Source organism: Variovorax trehalosi, assembly GCF_051216415.1.
Classification (GTDB): domain Bacteria; phylum Pseudomonadota; class Gammaproteobacteria; order Burkholderiales; family Burkholderiaceae_C; genus Variovorax.
In genome coordinates this window covers 169,762-193,666 of record NZ_JBPJZG010000009.1, presented here as the reverse complement: position 1 = coordinate 193,666, position 23,905 = coordinate 169,762, and the positions used below count along the sequence as shown (strand labels likewise).

At 67.0% G+C, this 23,905-nt stretch carries 28 protein-coding genes and 1 tRNA gene; 19 read left to right on the top strand and 10 right to left on the bottom strand.

Annotation, left to right across the window (positions count from 1 at the left end; all coding sequences use genetic code 11):
* Positions 1 to 21: 21 nt before the first annotated feature.
* The 3 genes from ACSFA7_RS28830 to ACSFA7_RS28820 are packed head-to-tail and all read left to right on the top strand — an operon-like array spanning position 22 to position 3,745.
* Positions 22 to 1,155 carry an FAD-dependent monooxygenase gene (locus ACSFA7_RS28830; RefSeq protein ID WP_435502522.1) on the top strand — a complete coding sequence of 378 codons (1,134 nt, stop codon included), beginning with the start codon at positions 22 to 24 and terminating at the stop codon, positions 1,153 to 1,155.
* Between the two features lie 35 nt (positions 1,156 to 1,190).
* The gene (locus ACSFA7_RS28825) at positions 1,191 to 1,913 is read left to right on the top strand and encodes a DsbC family protein (protein ID WP_435502521.1); all 723 of its coding nucleotides are present in this window, start codon (positions 1,191 to 1,193) and stop codon (positions 1,911 to 1,913) included.
* Positions 1,913 to 3,745: a M61 family metallopeptidase gene (locus tag ACSFA7_RS28820; protein ID WP_435502520.1), complete on the top strand. Its 1,833-nt coding sequence runs from the start codon at positions 1,913 to 1,915 to the stop codon at positions 3,743 to 3,745. The genes ACSFA7_RS28825 and ACSFA7_RS28820 overlap by 1 nt, the downstream gene beginning before the upstream one ends.
* On the opposite strand, the gene ACSFA7_RS28815 is transcribed toward ACSFA7_RS28820, so the two are convergent.
* On the bottom strand, positions 3,742 to 4,332 hold the full coding sequence (locus ACSFA7_RS28815; protein ID WP_435502519.1) for a DUF2325 domain-containing protein: 591 nt from the start codon (positions 4,330 to 4,332) through the stop codon (positions 3,742 to 3,744). The genes ACSFA7_RS28820 and ACSFA7_RS28815 overlap by 4 nt on opposite strands.
* Positions 4,333 to 4,460: 128 nt before the next feature.
* Between ACSFA7_RS28815 and ACSFA7_RS28810 the strand changes: the two genes are divergently transcribed.
* Positions 4,461 to 5,240, top strand: coding sequence for an enoyl-CoA hydratase (locus ACSFA7_RS28810; protein ID WP_435502518.1), 780 nt, complete (start codon positions 4,461 to 4,463; stop codon positions 5,238 to 5,240).
* A gap of 24 nt (positions 5,241 to 5,264) precedes the next feature.
* Here the strand turns inward: ACSFA7_RS28810 and ACSFA7_RS28805 are convergent, their stop codons facing one another.
* Both ACSFA7_RS28805 and ACSFA7_RS28800 read right to left on the bottom strand, forming a co-directional pair.
* On the bottom strand, positions 5,265 to 6,647 hold the full coding sequence (locus ACSFA7_RS28805) for a hypothetical protein (protein ID WP_435502517.1): 1,383 nt from the start codon (positions 6,645 to 6,647) through the stop codon (positions 5,265 to 5,267).
* Positions 6,644 to 7,309 carry a sigma-70 family RNA polymerase sigma factor gene (locus ACSFA7_RS28800; RefSeq protein ID WP_435502516.1) on the bottom strand — a complete coding sequence of 222 codons (666 nt, stop codon included), beginning with the start codon at positions 7,307 to 7,309 and terminating at the stop codon, positions 6,644 to 6,646. Before ACSFA7_RS28800 ends, ACSFA7_RS28805 begins: the two co-directional genes overlap by 4 nt.
* Before the next feature lie 134 nt (positions 7,310 to 7,443).
* On the opposite strand from ACSFA7_RS28800, the gene ACSFA7_RS28795 reads away from it, so the two are divergent.
* The 3 genes from ACSFA7_RS28795 (at position 7,444) to chrA (ending at position 10,406) form a co-directional block, all read left to right on the top strand.
* A complete protein-coding gene (locus ACSFA7_RS28795) occupies positions 7,444 to 8,961 on the top strand; it encodes a vWA domain-containing protein (RefSeq protein ID WP_435502515.1) in 1,518 nt (505 codons plus the stop codon).
* A 53-nt stretch (positions 8,962 to 9,014) separates the two neighbouring features.
* Positions 9,015 to 9,091 (top strand) — tRNA-Met (locus ACSFA7_RS28790).
* Positions 9,092 to 9,188: 97 nt separating this feature from the next.
* Positions 9,189 to 10,406, top strand: a complete 1,218-nt coding sequence (gene chrA, locus ACSFA7_RS28785; protein ID WP_435502514.1) for a chromate efflux transporter — start codon at positions 9,189 to 9,191, stop codon at positions 10,404 to 10,406.
* A gap of 20 nt (positions 10,407 to 10,426) precedes the next feature.
* Here chrA and ACSFA7_RS28780 read toward each other — a convergent pair whose 3' ends face one another.
* Positions 10,427 to 10,873 (bottom strand): SRPBCC family protein, encoded by a 447-nt coding sequence (locus ACSFA7_RS28780; RefSeq protein ID WP_435502513.1) that lies wholly within the window; start codon positions 10,871 to 10,873, stop codon positions 10,427 to 10,429.
* Positions 10,874 to 11,069: 196 nt separating this feature from the next.
* Between ACSFA7_RS28780 and ACSFA7_RS28775 the strand changes: the two genes are divergently transcribed.
* Complete coding sequence (locus ACSFA7_RS28775) at positions 11,070 to 11,291, top strand: hypothetical protein (RefSeq protein ID WP_206175669.1); 222 nt, start codon at positions 11,070 to 11,072, stop codon at positions 11,289 to 11,291.
* A gap of 32 nt (positions 11,292 to 11,323) precedes the next feature.
* On the opposite strand, the gene ACSFA7_RS28770 is transcribed toward ACSFA7_RS28775, so the two are convergent.
* The 4 genes from ACSFA7_RS28770 to ACSFA7_RS28755 form a co-directional block, all read right to left on the bottom strand.
* Positions 11,324 to 11,764: a helix-turn-helix domain-containing protein gene (locus ACSFA7_RS28770; RefSeq protein WP_435502586.1), complete on the bottom strand. Its 441-nt coding sequence runs from the start codon at positions 11,762 to 11,764 to the stop codon at positions 11,324 to 11,326.
* A gap of 83 nt (positions 11,765 to 11,847) precedes the next feature.
* Positions 11,848 to 12,291, bottom strand: a complete 444-nt coding sequence (locus ACSFA7_RS28765; protein WP_435502512.1) for a hypothetical protein — start codon at positions 12,289 to 12,291, stop codon at positions 11,848 to 11,850.
* Positions 12,292 to 12,352: 61 nt separating this feature from the next.
* A complete protein-coding gene (locus ACSFA7_RS28760) occupies positions 12,353 to 12,832 on the bottom strand; it encodes a MarR family winged helix-turn-helix transcriptional regulator (RefSeq protein WP_435502511.1) in 480 nt (159 codons plus the stop codon).
* A 17-nt stretch (positions 12,833 to 12,849) separates the two neighbouring features.
* Complete coding sequence (locus tag ACSFA7_RS28755) at positions 12,850 to 13,281, bottom strand: GNAT family N-acetyltransferase (protein ID WP_435502510.1); 432 nt, start codon at positions 13,279 to 13,281, stop codon at positions 12,850 to 12,852.
* 84 nt (positions 13,282 to 13,365) lie between these two features.
* On the opposite strand from ACSFA7_RS28755, the gene ACSFA7_RS28750 reads away from it, so the two are divergent.
* From ACSFA7_RS28750 to ACSFA7_RS28740, 3 genes are all read left to right on the top strand, one after another.
* Positions 13,366 to 13,767 (top strand): DUF2946 family protein, encoded by a 402-nt coding sequence (locus ACSFA7_RS28750; RefSeq protein WP_435502509.1) that lies wholly within the window; start codon positions 13,366 to 13,368, stop codon positions 13,765 to 13,767.
* 112 nt (positions 13,768 to 13,879) lie between these two features.
* Positions 13,880 to 14,497 carry an SCO family protein gene (locus ACSFA7_RS28745; protein WP_435502508.1) on the top strand — a complete coding sequence of 206 codons (618 nt, stop codon included), beginning with the start codon at positions 13,880 to 13,882 and terminating at the stop codon, positions 14,495 to 14,497.
* 67 nt (positions 14,498 to 14,564) lie between these two features.
* The gene (locus tag ACSFA7_RS28740) at positions 14,565 to 15,050 is read left to right on the top strand and encodes a copper chaperone PCu(A)C (RefSeq protein WP_435502507.1); all 486 of its coding nucleotides are present in this window, start codon (positions 14,565 to 14,567) and stop codon (positions 15,048 to 15,050) included.
* A 274-nt stretch (positions 15,051 to 15,324) separates the two neighbouring features.
* Here ACSFA7_RS28740 and ACSFA7_RS28735 read toward each other — a convergent pair whose 3' ends face one another.
* Positions 15,325 to 16,965, bottom strand: a complete 1,641-nt coding sequence (locus ACSFA7_RS28735) for a 3-(methylthio)propionyl-CoA ligase (RefSeq protein ID WP_435502506.1) — start codon at positions 16,963 to 16,965, stop codon at positions 15,325 to 15,327.
* 176 nt (positions 16,966 to 17,141) lie between these two features.
* Between ACSFA7_RS28735 and ACSFA7_RS28730 the strand changes: the two genes are divergently transcribed.
* The 8 genes from ACSFA7_RS28730 to ACSFA7_RS28695 all read left to right on the top strand — a co-directional run bounded on the left by ACSFA7_RS28730 (position 17,142) and on the right by ACSFA7_RS28695 (position 22,702).
* Positions 17,142 to 17,813, top strand: a complete 672-nt coding sequence (locus ACSFA7_RS28730; RefSeq protein ID WP_435502505.1) for a nitroreductase — start codon at positions 17,142 to 17,144, stop codon at positions 17,811 to 17,813.
* A 65-nt stretch (positions 17,814 to 17,878) separates the two neighbouring features.
* Complete coding sequence (locus ACSFA7_RS28725; RefSeq protein WP_435502504.1) at positions 17,879 to 18,673, top strand: phosphodiesterase; 795 nt, start codon at positions 17,879 to 17,881, stop codon at positions 18,671 to 18,673.
* Positions 18,674 to 18,703: 30 nt separating this feature from the next.
* Positions 18,704 to 19,480, top strand: a complete 777-nt coding sequence (locus ACSFA7_RS28720) for a helix-turn-helix domain-containing protein (RefSeq protein ID WP_435502503.1) — start codon at positions 18,704 to 18,706, stop codon at positions 19,478 to 19,480.
* Positions 19,481 to 19,515: 35 nt separating this feature from the next.
* Positions 19,516 to 20,412, top strand: coding sequence for a DMT family transporter (locus ACSFA7_RS28715; protein WP_435502502.1), 897 nt, complete (start codon positions 19,516 to 19,518; stop codon positions 20,410 to 20,412).
* A gap of 70 nt (positions 20,413 to 20,482) precedes the next feature.
* On the top strand, positions 20,483 to 20,797 hold the full coding sequence (locus ACSFA7_RS28710; protein ID WP_435502501.1) for a hypothetical protein: 315 nt from the start codon (positions 20,483 to 20,485) through the stop codon (positions 20,795 to 20,797).
* Positions 20,798 to 20,849: 52 nt separating this feature from the next.
* A complete protein-coding gene (locus ACSFA7_RS28705; RefSeq protein ID WP_435502500.1) occupies positions 20,850 to 21,296 on the top strand; it encodes a hypothetical protein in 447 nt (148 codons plus the stop codon).
* A gap of 4 nt (positions 21,297 to 21,300) precedes the next feature.
* Positions 21,301 to 22,032 carry a ubiquinone/menaquinone biosynthesis methyltransferase gene (locus ACSFA7_RS28700; protein ID WP_435502499.1) on the top strand — a complete coding sequence of 244 codons (732 nt, stop codon included), beginning with the start codon at positions 21,301 to 21,303 and terminating at the stop codon, positions 22,030 to 22,032.
* Between the two features lie 187 nt (positions 22,033 to 22,219).
* Entirely contained in the window at positions 22,220 to 22,702 is a 483-nt protein-coding gene (locus ACSFA7_RS28695; RefSeq protein WP_435502498.1) for a hypothetical protein, read from the top strand.
* 20 nt (positions 22,703 to 22,722) lie between these two features.
* Here ACSFA7_RS28695 and ACSFA7_RS28690 read toward each other — a convergent pair whose 3' ends face one another.
* Positions 22,723 to 23,901 carry an acetyl-CoA C-acetyltransferase gene (locus ACSFA7_RS28690; protein WP_435502497.1) on the bottom strand — a complete coding sequence of 393 codons (1,179 nt, stop codon included), beginning with the start codon at positions 23,899 to 23,901 and terminating at the stop codon, positions 22,723 to 22,725.
* Positions 23,902 to 23,905: the final 4 nt, after the last annotated feature.

The window sequence follows — 23,905 nt, the reverse complement described above, 5'->3', positions numbered from 1 at the left end:
GGCAACTCCTACAATTGTCAGATGGCCCTCCCCCCAGAAGTTTGCATTCGCGGCGCCGGCATCGTCGGCCGTACGCTGGCCCTGCTGCTCGCTCGCGAGCGCGTGCGCGTGGCGCTCGTGGTGCCACCAACTGCGCAGGGCAAACAGGACATCCGCGCCTACGCGCTCAACACCGCCTCCCGCACTCTTCTCGAATCGCTGCGCGCCTGGCCTGATGCGGCCCATGCCACACCGGTGCGCGAGATGCTGGTGCATGGCGACGAAGGCGGCCGCGTGCAGTTCAGCGCGGCACGCCAGAAGGTCGATGCGCTGGCCTGGATCGTCGATGTACCGGCGCTCGAGCAGCAACTGGCCGATGCGGTGCGCTTCCAACCGCAGATCGAAGTCGTGACCGAGCCCGTGCCCGTGCCCGCACCGCTCACGGTGGTGTGCGAAGGCAAGGCCAGCGCCACGCGCGAAGCGCTCGGCGTGAGCTACGAATTCACGCGCTATCCGCAGCACGCGGTCGCCGCGCGCCTCGAAGCCGAGCAGTCGCACGACGGCATCGCGCGCCAGTGGTTCAACGACAAGGGCGAGGTGCTCGCGCTGCTGCCGCTGGGCGGCACGCACGGCAAGACGGTCGCGCTGGTGTGGTCGGTCGACCAGCTGCGCGCACCGGCACTGCTCGCACAGGGCGACGACGAATTCAACGCCGCGGTGACCGAAGCCAGCCAAGGCGCGCTCGGTGCGCTCAAGCTCGCGAGCGAACGCGCGGCCTGGCCGCTCGCGCGCGCCATCGCCGACCGCTGGACCGGCGCGATGCCCGGGCAGCCGAACCGGTCGTGGGCACTCGCGGGCGATGCCGCCCACACGGTGCATCCGCTCGCGGGCCAGGGCTTGAACCTCGGCCTGGCCGATGCAGCAGCACTGGCCGAAGTGATCAAGACGCGCGACTACTGGCGCAGCGTGGGCGATGCACGCCTCCTGCGCCGCTACGAACGTGCCCGCCGCGCCGACGTGCTGCAGATGAGCCTGGCGACGGACGGCCTGCAGCAACTTTTCTCGCACAACCTGGGCCCACTGCCTGCGTTGCGCAACTGGGGCATGCGCGGATTCGACCGCACGCGCCTCGTCAAGCACTGGATCACCGCACAAGCCATGGGCTTGAAGGCATGACACCCCATACCCGAATGAATAGCACGGACTTCTCGATGACCCTCGCTCGCACCCTTCTTCTCGCCGCCTGCACGCTGGGCGCGGTCATGACCGCCGCCGCCGGCGAAGCCGAGATTCGCAAGAACCTCCCCACGCACATTCCGCAGTTCCCGGCGATCGACGAAGTGACGAAATCGCCGGTCAACGGGCTCTACGAAGTGCGCGTGAACGGCTCGCAGATCTTCTACACCGACGAGCAGGGCAGCTACCTGATCCAGGGCAACCTGATCGACGTGAAGACGCGCCGCAACCTCACAGAGGAGCGCGTCGAGAAGCTCAGCGAAGTCGCCTTCGACAAGCTGCCGCTGAAGGACTCGATCAAGATCGTGCGCGGCAACGGCAAGCGCAAGCTGGCGGTGTTCGAAGATCCGAACTGCGGCTACTGCAAGCGCTTCGAGAAGGACATGAAGACGATCGACAACGTCACCGTCTACCTGTTCCTCTACCCGGTGCTCGGCGCCGATTCGAGCGCCAAGTCGCGCGACATCTGGTGCAGCAAGGACAAGGGCAAGGCCTGGAGCGACTGGATGGAAGGCAACGCCAAGCCCGCCACGGCGGCGAGCAGCTGCGACGTGACCGCGCTGCAGCGCAACGTCGAGTTCGGCCGCAAGTACAACATCACCGGCACGCCCACGCTGATCTTCAGCAACGGCACGCGCACGCCGGGCGCCATTCCCGCAGAGCAGGTCGAGAAGCAACTCGCCGCTTCCGCCAGCTGATGGCGACGAAAGCCGTTACGCGGCGCGCCGCGTCCGCGCCCGCTGCGGGCGTGCGCTACCGCATCGAATGCGCGGACCTGCATGCGCATCTCTTCTCGGTCACGTTGACCATCGACGCGCCCGCCGCGCTGCAGCGGGTGACGCTGCCGGTGTGGATTCCGGGCAGTTACCTCGTACGCGAATTCGCCAAGAACCTGCAGGGCCTGCGCGCCACGCAGGGACGCCGCAAACCCACGCTGACGCAGGTCGACAAATGCAGCTGGCTGGTCGATTGCGCGCCGGGTCAGCCGCTGGTGCTGCACTACCAGGTCTGCGCGTACGACAACTCGGTGCGCACTGCCTGGCTCGACGCCGAACGCGGTTTCTTCAACGGCACCAGCCTGTGCCTGCGCGTCGAAGGGCAGACCGATGCGCCGCATGCGCTCGACATCGTCGCCCCGTCATCGACGGCCGACGGCACCGCCTGGGCATGCGCCACCGCGCTCGTGCCTTCGAAGGTCGACAAGCAGGGCTTCGGCAGCTACCAGGCGAGCGGCTACGACGAGCTGGCCGACAGTCCGGTCGAAATGGGCGCCTTCTGGAGCGCCGAATTCGACGCCTGCGGCGTGCCGCACCGCTTCGTGATCGCAGGCGCCGCCGCCTCGTTCGACGGCGACCGGCTCATTGCCGACACCAAGGCCATCTGCGAAGCCGAGATGCGTTTCTGGCACGGCGACAAGGCCGGCAAGCGCGGCGGACCGAAGCTGCCGATCGACCGCTATGTCTTCATGCTGAACGCGGTGGACGACGGCTACGGCGGGCTGGAGCACCGCCATTCCACGGCGCTCATCTGCAACCGCCGCGACCTGCCGCAGCGCGGTGAAAAGAAGAAGCAGCCCGAGGGCTACACCACGCTGATGGGCCTCATCAGCCACGAGTACTTCCACACCTGGAACGTCAAGCGGATGCGGCCGGCGGAGTTCGCCCACTACGACTACAGCCGCGAGAACTACACGCAGTTGCTGTGGTTCTTCGAGGGCTTCACCAGCTACTACGACGACCTGCTGCTGCGCCGTGCGGGCCGCATCGACGACGCGGCCTACCTGCGCCTCCTCAACAAGACCATCAACCAGGTGCAGCAGACGCCGGGCCGGCTCGTGCAGCCGGTGGCCGACGCGAGCTTCGACGCCTGGGTCAAGTACTACCGCCAGGACGAGCAGACGCCCAACAGCACGGTGAGCTACTACACCAAGGGCGCGCTGGTGGCGCTGTGCTTCGACCTCACGCTGCGCCACGAGGGCAAGGGCTCGCTCGACGACGTGATGCGCCACCTGTGGACGCACAGCAGTGGCGGGCCGATCAGCGAAGCGGACATCGCGGCCGCACTCGAAGCCGTGAGCGGCCGCTCGTATGCCCAGGAACTCGCACGCTGGGTGCATTCGACCGAGGAGCTGCCGCTCTCGCAACTGCTCCGCGCGCATGGCGTGGCGACGCTCGAGGACCCGTCGCAGCAGGCGCAGGTGCTCGGCCTGCGCGTGGCCGAAGCCAACGGCAGCGTGCAGGTGAAGGTGGTGCTGCGCGGCGGTGCGGCTGAAAAGGCCGGGTTCTCCGCCAACGACGAGTGGATCGGCATCGAGCTGCCCGCCGTCGGCAAGAAAAAATCGTCACAGGCCTGGCGCATCGCCAAGCTCGACGACCTCGCGCTGTACCTGGGCGATGCAACGAAGTTCACTGCCATCGTCGCGCGCGACCGCAAGCTGCTCCGGCTGCCGCTCACGTTGCCGACAGGCGTGACGACCTGGCGCCTCTTTACGCACGACGCCGCCAAAGTCACCGGCTGGCTGGCCGGCTAATCGACTTTTTCGGTCGCCGCGGGTTGCTGCCGAACGAACAGCATCGGCTGCGGCTCGCCCACCAGCACGCAGGGCTTGCCGGTACGCCGGCAATGGTCCTGCACGCGCCAGTAGGCACCGTGGCTCACGCAGCCCGTCTGGCAGATCACAAGATCGGCGGCGCGCAGGCCGGCTTCGAGCGCGGGGTCGTCGGCATCGTCGCCGCCGTCGTGATGCAGGTAGCGCCCGCCGGCGATTTCGACCAGTTGCCGTGCGAGCGACGGCGCCTCTTCTTCACGGCCGACGCACAGCACAGCCTTTTCGCGCAGATCGCCGGGCGCTTCGGGCGTGGGCGGCATCTCGTGGCGCCGGCCGGCTGGCGACAGCAGCGCGTGCAGGCGCTTGGGCAGCGCGCCACCCACGGCCGCTCGCACCGCGAGCTCTTCACGCACCATCGCGATCGCCGAATCGCGCGCCACCAGCGCGCCGCGCAGGCGCACGATCTGCGCCTCGAGCCGCTCGACCAGCGCAGCCTGTTCGGCCAGCAGGCGCGAGCAGCGTTCCTGCACCCGGGCATACGCCCGCAGCAACACGGCATGTTCTTGCATCGGGAACTCCATGCGGCCATTCTAGATGAGAGCGATTCTCAATTGGAAGGATTCAGGTGTCAGCAGGCCAGAAGCCTTGCTCGGTATAGTGGCCCGAACGAATTTTTCCCACCTCTCCCGGAGACACCATGAGCTACGAAAACATCGAAGTGCGGACCGAAGCAGGCAAGGTCGGCATCATCACCCTCAACCGCCCCAAGGCCCTGAACGCGCTCAACGACGCGCTCATGACCGAGCTGGGCCAGGCGCTCAAGGCCTTCGACGCCGACGACGCCATCGGCTGCATCATCCTCACCGGCAGCGAGCGCGCGTTCGCGGCTGGCGCCGACATCGCGGCGATGGCCAAGTACAGCTTCATCGACACCTACAAGGGCGACTACATCACCCGCAACTGGGAGACCATCCGCACGATCCGCAAGCCCGTGATCGGCGCGGTTGCCGGCTTTGCGCTCGGTGGCGGCTGCGAGCTGGCGATGATGTGCGACTTCATCATCGCGGCCGACACCGCCAAGTTCGGCCAGCCCGAAATCAAGATCGGCGTGATCCCCGGCGCCGGCGGCACGCAGCGCCTGCCGCGCGCGGTGGGCAAGAGCAAGGCGATGGACATGGTACTCACCGCCCGCATGATGGACGCCGCCGAAGCCGAGCGCGCCGGCCTCGTGAGCCGCGTGGTGCCCTACGAAAAACTCGCCGACGAGGCGCTGGGCGCGGCGCTGGTGATCTGCGGCTTCTCGCAGATCTCGGTGATGGCGGCCAAGGAATCGGTCAACCGCGCCTTCGAAAGCGGCTTGAGCGACGGCGTGATGTTCGAGCGCCGGCTGTTCCACGCGCTGTTCGCCACGGTGGACCAGAAGGAAGGCATGGACGCCTTCCTGAACAAGCGGGCGCCTGATTTCAAGAACGCCTGAGGCGTTTCGGCGCGCGACTATTGGTTAGCGCGTCAGCAGCGCCCGCAGCGCGGCGAGCGTCTGCGACGGCGGCGTACCGACCGTTGCGGTGCCGCCGGGCTGCGGCGTCCAGCGCACCTGGTCGCCTGCGATCTCGAGCACGGCGATCAGCGTGCCGCCCTGATAGAGCGACAGGCGCGCCTCGACCGGCGCCGCCAGTTGGGCATCGGCCGCCGTGGCCGAGCGGGCCACCGTATTCACCAATGCCGCCAGGCCTTCGATGTCGCCGCGTGCGTGGCGCACGCCCAGGCCTGCGCGCATGAAATCGAAGGACGTCCAGCGGTCCAGCGCGGAGAACGATGAAGCCCCGGCCTGCGACCTGGCTGCCTTGGCAGCTGCGGCACGCGGCGGGGCCGCATCGCGCACAGCACCGGAAACGTCTGCATTCGGACTGCCTCCCAGCGCAACCGACCCGGAGGCGCTGCCCGCTGATTCGCGGCGCAAGGGCGGTGCGGCACCAGGTGCGGCCGGCGCGGCGGGCGCAGCCGCGATCGCGGGCGAGCTTCCTTCGGGCACGGCGATGGGGGCAGGCGCCGCCCGGGGCGCAGTCGCAGCGGCATACGCACTGCGCCTCTCCAGCTCTCTTTCTTCCTGCACGCTTTCGCTCTTCTGGCGTGTGCGCGCCGGTGATTCGGCGATGGCCGGCGCCTCCGCCGCAGGTGCCGCGGGTGCCGGTGGCGGCGCCGCAGCTGCGATGGCGGCCGACGGCGGGGCAGGCGCTACAGGCGCTTGTGCAATGGCCGGCGCGGGAGGCGGCACCGATTCTGCGGGCGCTACCTTCGTCTCGGGCGCGGGGGCGGCTTGTTTGCGGGCAAGAGCCGATGCCGGTGGCAGCTTGCGTGCGGCATCGGCCGTGGCGCGCTCCGGCGCTTCCTTGGCTGCAGCATCGCGCGCGGGTTCCACTGGGGCTGGCGCGGCCGGTGCCTGCTGCGCGGCGATGGCAGGGCTGGGCGCTTGCGATGCGGCCTCTGCCGAAGGTGGCGTCGGCGCCGCAGCGGGTGCCGGCGCGCTGGCGACCTTCGCCTCGCCATCGAGCCTCGCGTCGGGAATCGGCTCGCGGTGCCACAGCACGGTCACGAAGCCGGCGACGAGCACGGTGGCAAAGGCCGCATTCCAGGGCATGCGCGCGCGCGTGTCGCCTCCGCCGAACAGCCGGCGCCACCAGGGCGCGGCGCTCGCGTTGTTGGCGGCGGAGGCCGGCGCCGATGCGGGCGCAGCGGCCAGGTTGTGCGCCATTTTCAGAATCGCATCGCGCGTGCGCGGATCGGGCGTTGCATCGCGGTCGGGCGCATGGTCGAGCGCGCGGCGCAGCGCCAGGTCGCGCAGGTCGCCGTCGTCCTTGCCTTGAAGATCGATGTCGTTGCTCATGCGCGTTGCTCCAGCACCGACAGGTAGCGTTCCATGCAGCCGCGCAATTTCTGCAGCCCGTAGCGCAGGCGGCTGCGCACCGTCTCGAAACCGATCTCCAGGCTCGCCGCCAGCGCCTCGACGGTCAGGCCGTCTTCGTGATGCAGCAGGAACGCGGCGCGCTGGTCGGCCGGCAGCTCGTCGAGGCAGGCCAGGAGACGCCGGCCGGCGGCGCGCCAAAAGGCGAGCTCTTCGGCGGACGGATGCGCCGCGGCATCGACCGCGCCGCGCACGCCGCGGTCGAGCGTGGGCACGGCATCGCCGTCGTCGTCCGGATGCGCGTCGAGCGTCACCTCGCGCCCGCTCACGCGCAGCCGGTCCATCGCAAGGTTGTGCGCGATCGTGAAAGCCCAGGTGCGCCACGCGGCGCCCTGCGGCGAGAAGCTGTCGCGCGCCGAGATGATGCGCACCCAGGTGTCCTGGAACACCTCGTCGGCCTGCGCCGCGAGCCGTGCGCCCAGCAGGCGCTTGACGAAGCGGAACAGCCCGCCCTCGTGGCGTGCATAGAGCACGTCGAAGGCGGCGGCGTCACCATGAGCGTAGGCCAGCATCAACTGATCGTCGGGCATGGCGTCGCGCTCGGTGGCGGCTTTGGCGGAAGGGGCGCGGGGGAGCGCAGACATCGGCGGATTTTCACCTGAGCTTGTACGGACGGCGGAGGGCATCGGGGTTCGCCTCCAGAAAAAAAGTCGCACGGCCTAACCCCGTGGCCGCAGGCCGGCCGTATCAGCCTGCATCCCACAACCCGGAGTCCTTCATGGCCCAGCCCTTCGCTCCCCGTTTTCGCCGTCCGCTGGTCGTGCTGCTGTGCGCCCAGCTCCTGTTGAGCGCCTGCGGCGCGACCGAAATCCCGGCCACGGGCGCCAACGCGCGTTGGCCCCAACCTGCCCTGCAGATCTCGCAGACCGAACCGAACTTCCAGGCACCCTCGGCCACCCATTGCGCGCGGCCGGTGCAGACCCATGAGACGCCGGGCGTGCGGAACGCTCAGCTCGAAAGGCCCAGGCCCACCCCTGCGCCGACGATGGGGCGCCTCGACGCCACGCCGTCCGGGGCATTGCGCAAGCCGACACCGGCTGCGGCGGCCGAGACGAAGGCCTACGGATCGAGTGCCCGCGAGCTGAGCGCGGCCCTGCCTCCCGTGGCGGACTCTGCGCCGGCACCGATCGCCGTGGCGCCTGTATCGCCGGCACCGCCGACCTCGCGCGCCAGCATCGCCCAGGCCGGCCGCCCGGCGAACGAGCCCGTCACCGCCGGCATGGTCGACGACAACGCCGACTTCAGCGAATACCTGAACTTCCGCGGCCGCACCCAGGTGGCCCACCGCGAGCGCGACATCAGCATGCGCTACCTGCTCCAGGTGCGCGACGCGCGCGGTGCCGTGGTGCCCGATGCCGAAGTCGCGGTGCAGGCGCCCAGCGGCGCCGCCATGTGGGCCCGCACCGATGCGGGCGGGCGCGCCTGGCTGCATCCGCTCGCCTTCGACAGGACGCACAGCCGGATGTACGAGGTCACGGTCCGCAAGAACGGCCGGCAAGGCACCGCCTTCCTGCGGCGCGGCCAGAAGAGCGCGGTCGACGTGGTGATCGACAAGCCCGGCGCCGCGCCCGCGCGCACGCAACTCGACCTGGTCTTTCTCATCGACGCCACGGGCTCGATGGCCGACGAGATCGCCAGGCTCAAGACCACGCTGCGCACCATCGCCGACGAGGTGGCACGGCTGCCGAGCCGCCCCGACACCTGCTTCGGGCTGGTGGCCTACCGCGACGTCACCGACGACTTCGTCGTGCGCCGGCACGATTTCACCGACAACCTCGATGCCTTCCAGGGCGTGCTGAACGCGTTGCAAGCCGCGGGCGGCGGTGACTACCCCGAGGCGATGAACGAGGCGCTGGCCGAAACGGTGCACCAGCTGAGCTGGCGCGGCACCGGCACCACCCGCCTCGTCGTGCTGCTGGCCGATGCGCCGCCGCACCTGGACTACAGCGGTCCGCAGTACGACGACAGCATGGTCGCGGCGCTGGGCAAAGGCATCAAGGTGTTCAGCGTGGGCGCCTCAGGGCTCGACAAGCAGGGCGAATACATCCAGCGCCAGATCGCCCAGTACACGGGCGGTCGCTTCGTGTTCCTGACTTACAAGGAGGGCTCGAGCCCCGCGAGCGGGCCGGGTTCGGAGACGCGGCACGACGTGGCGAACTACTCGGTCCAGACGCTGGACCGGCTGATCGTGCGGCTGGTATCGGAAGAATTGGGCAAGTTGCCGGCGGGTGGTTGAACTGGTCCTGCGGACTGGGCTATAATTTTGGGCTCAGCGCAAAACGCTGAAACGGCTCTTTAGCTCAGTCGGTTAGAGCGATGGAATCATAATCCACAGGTCCGCGGTTCGAGTCCGTGAAGAGCCACCAACACTACTTTCGCGGTTCTCCGCTAAAGTCAAAAGCCCTAGGTAGATCAACTACTTAGGGCTTTTTTTCGTCTGGTCTTGCCCAAGACGCCACTCTCATGAACCTGTCGCAGCAACCCGAACCGGAACACCGCTCACGCGGCACGGTCCTCGAAGTCTTCCTCGCATTCCTCAAGCTCGGCCTGACTTCTTTCGGCGGACCGGTGGCGCACCTGGGCTACTTCCGCGCAGAGTTCGTCGAGCGCCGCGGGTGGCTGGACGACAAGAGCTACTCGGACCTGGTGGCGCTGTGCCAGTTCCTGCCCGGCCCCGCGAGCAGCCAGGTCGGCATCGCGCTGGGACTGGGGCGCGCGGGCTGGGGCGGTGCGATGGCGGCGTGGATCGGCTTCACGCTGCCTTCGGCGGCGGCGCTCATCCTCTTTGCGGCCGGCGTCACGCGATGGGCGGCCCTTTCGCAATCGGGCGCCGTGCATGGCCTGAAGGTCGTCGCGGTCGCCGTCGTCGCACAGGCGGTGTGGGGAATGGCCAGGTCGCTGTGCCCGGATCGCCTGCGTGCGGGCGTGGCCATCGTCGCGGCGCTGCTGGTGCTGGCAGTTCCCACGGCGATGGGACAGATCGCAGCCATCGTCGCGGGGGGCCTGGTCGGGCGATGGGCGCTGAAGCTGGGTCAGCTTCCCGCAGCACAACACCGCGACTACGGGGTGAGCAAGGTGACCGGTACTGCCCTGCTGGTTCTCTTCGTGGTCCTGCTCGCAGCATTGCCGTTGCTGGCCGCGGCGATGCAATCACCGGCGCTGTCCGCCGTCGCCGGGTTCTACAAGGCAGGGGCCCTGGTCTTCGGCGGCGGACATGTCGTGCTTCCGTTGCTGCAAGCCGGCGTGGTGCCCACCGGCCTGGTCTCCAACGATGTGTTCCTGGCGGGCTACGGCGCCGCCCAGGCGGTGCCGGGTCCTCTGTTCACGTTCGCAGCCTTCCTTGGCGCCGTCATGGCCAGCCCGTTCGGCGGCTGGCTGGGCGGGCTGGCGTTGCTCCTGGCCATCTTTCTTCCCGCTGCGCTGCTGGTGATCGGCGCACTCCCTTTCTGGGAGACCTTGCGCCAACGCGACGGCATCCAGCGCGCGATGGCCGGCGTCAATGCCGCAGTCGTCGGCGTCCTGCTGGCGGCGCTCTACGATCCGGTGTGGACGAGCGCCATCCACTCGCCGGCTGATTTCGGGTTGGCACTGGCGGCATTCGGGCTGCTGGTCTACGCGCGTCTTTCGCCGGTGCTGGTCGTCGCGCTGGCCGCAGTCGCCGGATGGCTGCTGGCGCTCTGAGACCGCAGCCTGCTGCAACGCTACTCGTTGATCTCCGGCTCGACCAACCTCGCCAGGTTGCGCAGCGACTCCTGCCAGCCGAGATAACAGGCCTCTACAGGAATCACCTCGGGCAGCCCTTCCTGGACGATGCTCAGCTCGGTGCCGACCGACACCTGCTTCAACGTGACGGTCACCTGAATCTTCCCGGGCAGATTGGGATCGTCGAAAACATCGGTGTAGCGCAACAGTTGATTCGGCACGAGTTCGACATATTCACCACCGAACGAGTGGCTCTTGCCCGTGGTGAAGTTGGTGAACGACATCCTGTACTTGCCACCCACCCTGGCGTCCATCTCGTGGACCTTCCCGGTGAAACCGTTGGGCGGCAGCCAACGCGCCTTGGCGTCGGCATCGAGGAATGCCCGATAGACCTTTTCTGGTTTCGCGGCGAGGACGCGATGCAGTCTGACCGTGTTGGTGCTCATGGTTCTTCCTTTCGAAACCGCGAGCCTACGAACATCCAAGGTGCATCACAAGGACCGAGAAGCCGTAGATCCTGCCAACTGCGCTCGGCTTTCGACCCGCGTCCGATGCCGGCGCGAAGCTATCTGTATCTCTTCGTACAGAGGCTTACTCCTTTTGCCTACAGGAAGTCGCTCGCGGAAATGAAAAATCCGTTCCATGCTCGAAATGGAAGATCCGGACTCCCACGGCTTGGCAGCCCAGGCGGCCGAGTGGCGACGGCGCGCGCTTCGAGGCGATCGCGACGCGCGGGGCATCGCCCATGCGCTCGAAGTGGAGGTGCGAAGGCTGCGCGGCGGAGCGCCGATTGCAGCCCATGATCTGGACACCCGCCCTCTGGCCGACTGGCAATCTGTGCGGCCTTGGTGGAAGCCCTGGTGAAGCGATTGGCCGCCAGCTTGCGGCCGATGCGCCTACTCGGCGCCCAACCGCTCAGCCACTTCCTGCTTGCCTAGATCTCTGACAGCGGCAAGCCTCTGGAGCTGCGCCGCGCGCGGCCGGGCCTTCCCCTGCTCCCAGTGATAGATCGTCTGGCCCGACACGCCCACCAGCTTTCCGTAGGACGCAGCGGAGAGACCGAGCTTTCCGCGATGCGCAGCCAGCCGCGCCGCGCTGAATCGCCGCTTCGGCGCCGATTCGCCCGCCGCATCGGCATCGTCGGCGGGTGCCCGCCGCGCGGAGCCCTTGGCGGCACGTCGCAACTCTTTCTCCAACGCACTCACCTGTCGACGCAATGCCGCGATCGAGGCGCGATGGTTGGCGGATGCCTTCTTGAGGATGTCGATCTCCGCGCGCACTTCTTTCCTGGCAACGCGTGAGATTTCGGCTTTGAGGATGGATGCAATGTTTGGCATGCCCGCATTGTGACTAAATCGTAAACACCCCTGCATGCCAGGATCTGTAAGCGAAATGGCGAAGTATCGAATTTCCGAAAGACTTATCGCATCGCAACCCATGCAGCGAAAGCCGCATTCGCGAGCATGAGCGCGCCGTCCGTCGCGAAGATGAAGAGCATCGGCCCTTCGAGCACGCGCCACGCACCTGGTGCATTGCGACGCCACTTGCCGATCATCGGAACGTTGGCCGCAAACTGGCTCGCGTGCGCCACGGCGATCACCGCTGCAAAGAATGCCTGCTGCAGCGCGTGCGGAAAGAGGTCGGCGAACACCAGCAGCATCGCGCACAGCACCATGAATCCGAAATTGAGACCGCCCAGAAAGCGGATCGAATCGCTCAGCGTGCGAAACAGCGGGCTCGCGCGCTGGTCGCGAGGCACCAGCGAACTGGCCGAGGCTTCCGGCTTCAGCGAGAAGTGGAATGCGCCGAGGCCGAACCACAAGGTGTTCAGGATCAGCAGCACGGTCCAGGCGGTGGTTTGCATCGGCGCTCCTTCAGGTCAATAAAGTTGACCTGAGGATCTTACCCAAGCCCCACCCGTGCTGTCATGCCATCCGCGCCAGCACGATCATGATCTTGCGCCACGCGTCCTGTTCGCCAGCCGACACGCCGCGCAACGCCGTCTCCATCGCCTCGCGCTCATGCGCGGAGGCCTGTTTCTCGATGCGGGCGCCTCGCACCGTCAGGCGCAGTTGCTTTGACCGGTGCTGCTGCGGATCGCGTTCCGCAACGACGTAGCCCTCGTCCTGCAGGAACTTGAGCGGTCGGTGCAGCGCCTGCTTGCTCACGCCGAGCATCTCGATCAGTTGCCCGATCGAGATGCCGTCGGCGCGCGCCACCGCGTACAGCAGACGGTGATGAACGCGCGACAGCCCTTGCTCCGCAAGGAACGCGTCAGCCTTCACCACGAGACCGCGGAATGCAAAGTGCATGAGCAGCAGCGCGCCGTCTTCGGGATGCAGCTCGCGCATGCCGGCATCGGCAACGCGCGGCAGGTCGAATGCAGGGTTGGGAGACTTGGGCATGCGTTCGCATCGTCCGTTCAGGGCGCACGCGCATAGACATCCGGCACGTACTTCTCCATGAGCGTCTGCGGCCGCGACGGCGGCGTGAAGCCGAACTTCGCGTAGAGCCCATGCGCATCGCCGGTTGCCAGCATGAAGCGCCGCAGCCCCTGCAGTTGCGGATGGGCCATCACCGCAGCGACCAGCGCCGCGCTGTACCCCTTGCCGCGATGTTCCTTCAGCACGAACACATCGACGAGGTACGCAAAGGTCGCGTAGTCGGACACGACCCGCGCAAACGCCACTTGCGAGTCGCCAAGAAAGCCGCCGAAGTTCAGCGAATTGCGGATGGACGTGCGCACGGTCTCGATCGGAATCTGCCGCGCCCATGCCGACTCTTCCGACAGGAAGCGATGGATGAGCGGCACGTCCATATCCTCGATCGCGGTGGAGATTCGAAGTTGATTCATGGGGCCGAGCATAAGCAAAGCCCTTTCATCCGCGAAGTGCAGGCACAGGCCCCCGGCCGCACACGTCGCCGATAATCCACGCCAATGCCCACGCCCTTCCACGCCGCACCGAACAGGCACGCAGCCCATGCGGTCTGGCGGCGTCCCGGCGTGCCGTTGATCCGATGGGCGCTGCTGTGGTTCGCACTGTCTATCGGCGCGGCCATCGCCTCGCCGATGGTGCATCCGCTGTCGATGGAGCTGGTCTGTTCGGCCAGCGGTTCGGTCAAGGCCATCGTGCACACCGATGACGGCGCGCGCGAGCTGGGCACCGGTCATCTCGACTGCCCGCTGTGCGTGCTCGGCGGCGCACCACCCGCAACGCCCGGCGTCTCGCTGCCGGCCGTCGTGCCCGCGGTCCACGCGGCCGCGTCGGTTGCGCACACGCACATCGCCACCATCACCGCAGCGCCGCCACCGGCGCGCGGGCCTCCCGCTCTTTGCTGATTCGCTTCCGGTTCCTGCGCATGTGAGATGCCGCCTCGATGGTGGTTGCCGCACATCGCGCGTTCCCGCCATTCATGCGCTCGCGTTCGTGCGACCGCCAGAGAGAGCTTTCATGCACACGACACGACCTCGACAATTTTCACGCCGCCATCTGCTCGTTGCCGGCGGCGGCCTCGCCGCGCTGTCCCTCGCCGCTTGCGGCAAGGTGCTGCCCGTGAGCTTCAACGGCATCGACATCACCGGCGCCAACTACGCGCAGGACTTCCGCCTGACCGACCCCGACGGCCGCGAGCGCACCGTGGCCGACTTCAAGGGCAAGGCCGTGATGCTGTTCTTCGGCTTCACGCAATGCCCCGACGTCTGCCCCACCGCGCTGCTGCGCGCCGCCGAGATCCGCCACATGCTCGGCGCCGACGGCGAGCGCCTGCAGGTGATCTTCGTCACCGTCGATCCGGAGCGCGACACGCCCGTCGTGCTCAAGGCCTACACGAACGCTTTCGATGCGAGCTTCATCGGCCTCTACGGCGACCTGCAGAGAACCAGCGAGACGGCCAAGGCCTTCAAGGCCTATTACAAGAAAGTGCCCACCGGTTCCTCGTACACGATGGACCATTCGGCCTTCAGCTACGTGTACGACCCGCAAGGACAAATCCGGCTGGTGCTGCGCCACGAACAGGGCGCGCCGGAATGCGCCGAAGACCTGCGCAAGATTCTCAAGACGACCGCCTGAACTTCAGTTCGACGCGATCCATTCACTCATTCATTCATTCAATCAATCAATCAAGGAGATTTCCCTCATGACGAACATGCCCCCCATCGCCCGCATCCTCGCCCTCTCCGCCGCTTCGTTCCTCGTGGCCACCGCGCACGCGCAGGTCACCGTCAAGGAGGCGTGGGTCCGCGCCACCGTGCCGCAGCAGCAGGCCACGGGCGCGTTCATGCAGCTCAACGCCGCGAAGGACACGAAACTCATCTCGGCCAGCTCGCCCGTCACGCCCATCGTCGAGGTCCACGAGATGGCCATGCAGGACGGCGTGATGCGCATGCGCCAGGTGCCCTCGGTCGTGCTGCCCGCGGGCAAGACGGTCGAACTCAAACCGGGCGGCTATCACGTGATGCTGCTCGACCTCAAGCAGCAGGTGAAGGAAGGCGACACGGTGCCGCTCACGCTGGTGTTCGAAGGCCAGGACGGCAAGCGCGAAACGCTGGAGGTAAAGGCGCCGGTGCGCGCGCTCAACAGCGCGGCCAAGCCCGCTGCCGCGCACGGCGAGCACAGGCACTGAGCAACGTCGCGAGCGATTGATCGCTCGTTCAAACGCTGCACACGAACGGCCGGCGATATTACCTAAGACCGCCGCGCATCGCACAAGAAATCTGCTGAGGATTTCCCCCTATGCCGGTCACGAACCCACCGGTTTGCGTAGCCCGGGTTCCCTGCCGGCCGAAGGGCTGCTCATTCAACAGGCAACGTGGTGGGAAGGCCCGTCAATGCTCGCTTTGACGGTCGCCCTCCTCCGGCAACCCACAGAGTTGTCCACAGAAAAATCGAACAAGTCATCAAACTGACTTCGCCGCGACATATCCCTTGAACATTTCCCGCAGCTTCGTCTTGAGCAGCTTCCCGGTGGCTGTATGCGGCAGGCTGTCGACGAAAGCCACGTCGTCGGGCAGCCACCACTTCGCCACGCGCGTCGAAAGAAAAGTGAGCAGTTCCTCGCCCGTGACCTCCGCGCCCGCGCGCTTCACCACGATGAGCAACGGCCTCTCTTGCCACTTCGGATGCGCGATGCCGATCACCGCGGCCTCGGCCACGGCTGGATGCGCGCTCGCGGCGTTCTCCAAGTCGATGGATGAAATCCACTCGCCGCCCGACTTGATGACGTCCTTCGCGCGATCGACCAGCTGCACATAGCCGTCTTCGTCGATGTTGGCGACGTCGCCCGTCGGAAAGAACCCTTCGACGTCGAGCACGCTGCCGCCCTCGCCCTTGAAGTAACCACTCGCGATCCACGGCCCGCGCACATGCAGGTGGCCGAAGGCCTTGCCGTCGTGCGGCAGGCGTTGGCCGTCCTCGCCGACGATCTTGATCTCCACGCCCCACACACCGCGGCCCTGCTTCATCTTCACCGTGGTCTGCTCCTCCTTCGATAGCGTGCGGTGCTTGGGCAGCAGGTTGCCGATCACGCCGATCGGGCTGGTCTCGGTCATGCCCCAGCCCTGCACGAAGTCGGCGCCGAAGTCGCGCTCGAAGCGCTCGATCATGGCGCGCGGCGTGGCCGCGCCGCCCACACCGATGCGCTTCAGGCCGACGGCGTGCGTGTCGATTTCGGGGTGCGCATCGAAGTACTGGAACAGCATCAGCCAGATGGTCGGCACGGCCTGCGAGAAGCCGACTTTTTCATCGCGCATCAGCTCGTACAGGCTCTGGGGGTCCATGTGCGGGCCGGGCATCACCAGCTTCATGCCGGTCATGGCCGCCGCATACGGCATGCCCCATGCGTTGGCGTGGAACATCGGCACCGCGAGCAGCAGCGTCATCTGCGAGTTGACGCCGAAGGTGTCGGGCGCGCACTCCATCAGCGAATGCAGCACGGTGGAGCGATGCGAATACAAGACGCCCTTGGGGTTGCCCGTGGTGCCCGAGGTGTAGCAGAGCGACGAGGCGGTGCGCTCGTCGAACTCGGGCCAGGTGTAGTGCTCGCTCTGCGCGTCGACGAGCTCGTCGTAGCACAGCAGGTTGGGCACATCGATGGCGGGCATGTGCGCGCGGTCGGTCATCGCGATGAAGGCACGCACGGACTTGAGCTGCGGCGCGAGCTTCTCGACCAGCGGCGCGAAGGTGGTGTCGAAGAACAGCACCTTGTCTTCTGCATGGTTGACGATGTAGTCGATCTGCTCCGGAAAGAGCCGCGGGTTCACCGTGTGCAGCACCGCGCCCGAACCCGAGACGCCGTAGTACAGCGCGAGGTGGCGGTACGTGTTCCATGCGAGCGTGCCCACGCGGTCGCCAGGCTCGATGCCCAGCACCTTCATCGCGTTGGCCACCTGCTTCGCGCGGCGCTGCACCTCGCCATAGTTGGTGCGATGAACCGGCCCCTCCACCGTGCGCCCGACGATCTCGGCATGCGGGTGAAAGGTGGCCGCATGGTCGATCAGCGAAGAGATCAACAGCGGGCGGTCTTGCATCAATCCGAACATGTTCTTGTCTCCTGTGCGCCGGGGGAATCTCATGCAGCGGCCGGCTGCATCGTAGGCAGGGGCCTTTGCATGCCACATCGTCGGAACGGACGATTGAGCACCCCGGGGTTGTCCCTAGCATCGACCTCATTCAAGATGAACCCATCCCCGCTCTCCTCCCGAATGAAAGCCAAAGCATGAACGTGTACGAAGCCGTTGCGAGCCGTCGATCGGTGCGCGAATTCCTCGACCGGCCCGTGGCGCCCGACGTCATCCGCCGCGTGCTGCAGGAAGCGCTTCGCGCGCCCTCGGGCGGCAACCTGCAGCCCTGGCACCTGCACGTGGTGGGCGGCGAGCGGCTCGACGAACTCAAGGCGCTCATGCGCACGCGCGTGCAGGAAATGCCGACCGGCGAAGGCAGCGAATACGACATCTACCCGCGCGAGCTCGTCGCACCCTACCGCGACCGCCGCTTCGCGGTCGGCGAGGCGATGTATGCGCGCCTGGGCATTCCGCGCGAGGACAAGGCCGCGCGCCGCCAATGGTTTGCGCGCAACTACCAGTTCTTCGGTGCGCCGCTCGCACTGTTCTGCACGGTGGACCGCCGCATGGGTCCGCCGCAGTGGTCCGACCTCGGGATGATGTTGCAGAACGTGATGCTGCTGCTGCGCGCCGAAGGGCTCGACAGCTGCCCGCAGGAATGCTGGGCGATCTATCCGCAGACCATCGGCCAGTTCATCGAACTGCCGCCCGAGCGCATGCTGTTCACCGGCATGGCCATCGGGTATGCGGACCGCAGCAAGCCGCTCGATGCGCTGGTGACGGAGCGCGCACCACTGGGCGAAGTGGCCGAATTCATCGGCATCTGATCGACAGGACATCGGCAGAGGGAACGAATCCTGCTTGGCAGGAGGAACCCACGAAACTCCGTCCCATGCTCATCGCCCAGATCTCCGATCCCCATGTCCGGCCTGCCGGCCAGCTGTACCAGGGCGTGGTCGATTCGAACCGGATGCTCGAAGAGGCCATCGCGCACCTGCACGCGCTCGACCGGCGACCCGACCTGGTGCTGCTGACCGGCGACCTCGTCGATGAAGGCCGCCCCGAGGAATACGCGGAAGCCCGCCGTCTGCTCGCAAAGCTCTCGATCCCTTACCTCGTCATTCCCGGCAACCACGACCATCGCGAGAACTTCCGTGCTGCCTTCGCCGACCACGCCTACATGCCCGCCACGGGCGCGCTGCACTATTGCATCGACACGCACCCGGTGCGCATCGTCGCGCTCGACTCGTGCATTCCCGGTCTTCACCACGGCCATGTCGATGCCGAGGGCCTTGCGTGGCTGCAGCGCACGCTCGAATCCGACCGCGAGAAGCCGACGCTGCTGATGCTGCACCACCCGCCTTTCACCAGCGGCATTCCGTACATGGACAGCTACCGGTACATCGACACGGCACCGCTCGAAGCCATCGTGCGAAGCGTCGGCAACATCGAGCTGGTGCTCTGCGGGCATGTACACCGCACGATGCTCAGGCGCTGGGCGGGCACCGTCGTCTGTTCGTGCCCGAGCAGCACGACCGAGATCGCGCTGCAGCTCGCGCCCGATGCGGCGCCCGCGTCCTACCTGGGGCGGCCGGGCTGCATGCTGCACCTGTGGGATGAGGCAGAGGGCATGGTGAGCCATGTGAGCCATGTCGGAAAGCTGGACGGGCCGTATCCGTTTGCCTGACACTGCCGCCCACGACTTCGCACGCACGCCATGCCCCAGGAACGCACCCTCCTCTACACCGGACGCGAGTTCGAGGTGGCGCATGTTCGCTCCCACGCGCACGGCCATGAATGGAGTGCGCCGTACGTCATGGCGTCGCAGCGCATCGTCTTTCCGATCAGCCGCGCGATGCTGGACCTGCGCTTCGGCAACGACACCTGGCTGGTCGATGGGCTGACCGCCATCAGCTTCGGCGACGCGGCGGTCTACCAGTTGCGACCGGGCGCGCAGGCCACGCGACGCAGCGTGGTCGTCAGCCGGCATCCATTGATCTCAGGGCATCCGGAGCCGGCCTTCTCCTTGCTCTCGCCGAGGTCGCTCTATCGCGTCCATGCCGCACAGCAGCAGCTTCGATCGGGCAGCGAGGATGCATCGTCCATCGCTTCGCTGGTCGACGAACTGCGCTCTGCACGACGACTGGCGCCGCTGACAGGCCCCGCCGCCAGCGCCCGGCGATTGCTGGCGGAAACTGCCGACCGGCATGCAGGCCTGTCGCTGCACGAAATCGCCGATGCGGTCTCGCGCTCTCCATTCCACATGGCACGCAGTTTCAGGAAGCAGACCGGCCTCAGCCTGCATCAATATCGCCAGCATCTGCGTCTGGCCACGGCAATGGAACGCCTAGTCGATGGCGACCGCGACCTCGCCGGCATCGCGCACGACCTCGGCTACTGCAGCCAGAGCCACCTGGGTGCGGTATTCAAACAGGAGGTCGGCGTCACGCTGGGCGAGGCCCGCCGCCTGCTCGGCCAGGGCGCACGAATCTGATAGCTTTCGCGCCGGGCCGTCGCGAGACTCGCCCGATGGACCGCAACCTTCCCATCGGCCTCTTCGCCGCACTGGCCGCGGCGCTCGTGGGCAGCGCCTGGCAACTCATCTCGCGCCACGGTGTCACCACCACGCTCGGCCCGCTGGACATCGCGCTGCTGCGCTACGGCATTCCAGCGCTGCTGCTCTGCCCCTTCCTGTTCGGCAAGACGCCAGGTTCGCCCAAGGCGCCACGCATTGCGCTCGCGCTGCTGGTCATCGGCGGCGGACTGCCCTTCGGGTTGCTGGTGCTCGCCGGCGCGCAGTGGGCGCCGGCCAGTCACATGGGCATCTTCATGGCCGGCAGCCTGCCGCTCTTCACGGCCATCGGCGCGCGCATCCACAAGGGAGAGAGGGTGCAAGGCGTCCGATTGATCGGTCTCTGCTGCATCGCCCTCGGCATGGCGCTCTTCGCGGTGGGCAGCTTCCGGCCGGGCTCGCTGAGCTGGCAAGGTGACCTGCTCTTTCTCGGCGCCGCGATGCTCTGGGCCGTCTACTCACTCGCGTTCGGACACTGCGGCCTGACAGCATGGCAGGGTGCGGCCTTCGTCAACGGCTGGTCGACGCTGTTGCTGCTGCCGCTGCTGTGCTTCACAGGCATACCGCGGCTGCTCGGCGCACCCTGGCCCGATGTGGCGCTGCAGGCCGTGGGACAAGGCGTGGTCGCCGGCACGCTCGGCCTGGTCATCTACGGGGTGGCCATCTCGCACCTCGGCGCGGCACGCGCCTCGCTGTCGGCGGCGGCCGTGCCGGTGCTGACGACGCTCGGGGCGGCTTTCTTCATGGGCGAGCCCATCACGGTGGCGGTGGTGATGGCGTTGACACTGGTGGTGCCGGGGATCGTGCTTGCGAGTGGGGCGATTCGAAGGGACGTTCGGCTGCGGTTACGGTAAGCGAATGCCGGGCTCACAGGCAGAATCCGGCGCAAGGCGCCACCGGTGAGCGCGCGATAGGAAAGCACAGATGAAGGCCATCTCCGTCGAGATCTCCCGCTGGATCGATGACCACCAGCCCGGATGGGTCGAATGCAGATTGATCGATGCCGAAGGTCGGCTCCATCTCTTCACGGAGAAAGCCCCAGTCGTCACGGCAGAAAGCATTGGCCCCCAGAGCAGCTATCCGCTTTCAGGTGCCGTCGCGTGCGAAGTCCAAGCAGAGTGGGTAGACGCGAATGGGCGCTCGTTGCTTCGCGTTGGAACGACCCATCCGGATGGAGTGGAGTCCACGACTGGAGAAAGCACTTTCATCGTTCTCTCGACGCAGGTCGTGGATATCTGACTCCTGTCGCAGAATCCCGCCGCACACGGGCTTCAATCAAAACGAGAACACCATGGGCTTCAGCATCTACTACACCGCGAAGCGGGCCACGCCGCTGACCCCCATCGAAGTACAGCGCATCGACGCGATCGTGCAATCGTTCGATGTCGCCACCGAAATCGAGCGCTACGCCCACACAGGCAAGGGCCTCAACTGGGAAAGCTTCACTCTCTACGCAACCTCCCGCCTCAAGGGCGAAGAGGTGCTTTCGGGCGCAACCGCGCTCCCCGACAACAAGCCCTTCGCCATGCACAAGGGCGCACGCCACTGGGTCGGTTGCCTCAACCGAATCCGCCGCGAAGTGCTCGCCGATGCGACGTGGAGCGTGCAGATCGAAGACGACGCGCTGCTGTGGGACGACAAGCACGGCTGGCACGACAAGGCATCGGATGGGCTCGCGTCGCTGTGGCTCGGCTGCTTGCTGAGCTCGCCGTTCCGGTTGTTTTCCCGGAGCGCATGAGCCCATGAACAACGCCGCCGACTTTCATACGCAGGAAGATGACGTGTTCGGCCGCATCGCCGGACGCTACGACCTCCTGTCGGACCTCTTCAGCTTCGGCATTCATCGGCTGTGGAAGCGAAGGGTGGCAGCGCTCATCGCGCAAGAGCCGTGGACCGATCTCCTCGACGTCGCCGCAGGCACAGGCGACGTCGTCCTGAAGGTGGCGCAGCGCAAAGGCCTGCAGTCCGGCCAGAAGATCGTCGCCACGGACATCAGCCCGCAGATGCTCGCGATCGCGCGTCGGCGTGCCACGCAGTTGAAGGTGCCCGTCGAGTTCCGGGTGCTCGATGCGCACGCGATGCCGGAGATCGCGGACAACAGCGTCGATCTCTATTCCATCTCGCTGGGCCTCAAGATCTGCGAGCGCAAGCTGGCGCTGCGCGAAGCACTCCGCGTGCTGAAGCCGGGCGGCCGCTTCATCGCACTGGAAGCATCGAACATTTCCGTGCGCTGGCTTCACCGCGCCTACCTCGGCTACATGGCCGTGTGCATGCCCGTCATCGGATGGGCGGCGACCGGCGGCGATGCCTCGGCCTACCGCTACCTGCTCAAGGGCATCCAGGATTTCCCCACGGCCGAAGGGCTGGCCGCCGAACTCCGGGACATGGGGTTCGCGGAGGTCGCGTTCGAGCGGCTGTCGCTCGGCATCGTGGCGATCCATATCGCGCGCAAGCCGCTCAAGCCACGCCCCTGACTGCTACCTTCGGTATCGCCAGGCGATACTTTTTTCCTTTGCGCAGGGGACAGCCAGGTTGCGCCGTTACAGTCGCCGCGCCCGATTTTTCTGCATTGAAGAATCTCCCGGGCCCCTCCCGCCCCCGATCCTGAACCGAGCATTCGACGCCTCGGGCGAACGCGAACGCACACACCTGAAGCACCCCATGTCGCTGGTCAAGAAAGCAATCGAAGAACACAAGGCCGCGATCGCCGCGCGTGCCGCCAGCAAGGCCGCCGCCGCCGTCAACACGCAGGTCGCGCGCGAAGCGTTTCTTTCGGAGTTCAAGACGCGGGTCGAGGCGGACGTGAGGCCGCTGCTCGACGCCTTCGTCGCGGACCTCGTCGCCTCGCGGCACGATGCGATCGTCGACGACGACCTGGCCAACCCGTACAAGCCCTACATCTCGGTGCGCTTCTCGCCGGTCGCCGGTGTGAGGCTGGCGGACCTGGCTTCGCGGGAGTCGGTCTTCACGCTGCGTGCCTTTGCGGCGACACGGCAGGTGCACCACGTGTCTTCCTACGACCAGCGCTCGGGCGAACACGGCGTCACGCACGAGGCGCTGGGCATCGAGTCGGTGAACCCGTCGCGCGTCGAGCGGGGCTTCGAGGAATGCCTGCGGGCCGCGCTGAAGGCCTGGCAGGCCTGAGTGCTTGCTGGCGCCCGCCCTCAAAGCCGTTCGATGATCGTCACGTTCGCCATGCCGCCGCCTTCGCACATCGTCTGCAGCCCATAGCGCTTGCCGCGCTGCGCGAGCGCGTGGACCAGCGTGGTCATCAGCTTGGTGCCCGAGGCGCCCAGCGGGTGGCCCAGCGCAATCGCACCGCCGTTGACGTTCAGACGTTCCGGGTCGGCACCCAATGCCTGCAGCCAGGCCAGCGGCACCGGCGCGAAGGCTTCGTTGACCTCGTACAGGTCGATGTCCTCGATCTTCATGCCGGCCTTCTTCAAGGCGCGCTGTGTGGCGGGCAGCGGTGCCTCCAGCATGATCACCGGGTCGTGCCCCATCACGCTCATGTGGTGGATGCGCGCGAGCGGCTTCACGCCCAGCGCCTTGAGCCCGCGCTCGTTCACCACCATCACCCCGCTCGCGCCGTCGCAGATCTGGCTCGCGGTGGCCGCGGTGCAGCGGCCGCCTTCGGCAATCAGCTTCACGCCGGCGATGCTCTCCAGCGTGGCGTCATAGCGGATGCCTTCGTCGGTGGTGTGCATGTCGCCCGGCTCGGTGCCGTCGTTCAGGCGCGCGGCCACGGGCACGATCTCGGCATCGAACAGGCCCGCCTTCGTCGCGGCGATGGCGTTGCGGTGGCTGCGCAGCGCGTAGGCATCGAGCTCGGATTTCTCGATGCCGTAGTTCTTCGCGATCATCTCGGCGCCGGTGAACTGGCTGAACTGGATGTCGGGGTAGCGCTTCTGCATGAGCGGGCTCACATAGAAGCCCAGGCCGTTCTTCATCGGCAGGATGTTCGGCGTGCCCATGGGCACGCGCGTCATGCTCTCGACGCCGGCAGCGATGACGATGTCCATGCTGCCCGACATCACGGCCTGCGCCGCGAAATGCAGCGCCTGCTGCGACGAGCCGCACTGCCGATCGACCGAAGTCGCCGGCACCGACTCGGGCAGCCGAGAGGCCAGCACCGCGTTGCGCGCGATGTTCGAGGCCTGCTCGCCCACCTGGCCGACGCAGCCCATGATGACGTCCTCGACCAGTGCGGGGTCGACGTCGGTGCGCTCGACCAGCGCGTTGAGCACCTGCGCGGCGAGGTCGGCGGGGTGCCAGCCGGACAGGCGGCCGTTGCGGCGGCCGCCTGCGGTGCGGGCGGCGGCGACGATATAGGCTTCGGGCATTCGG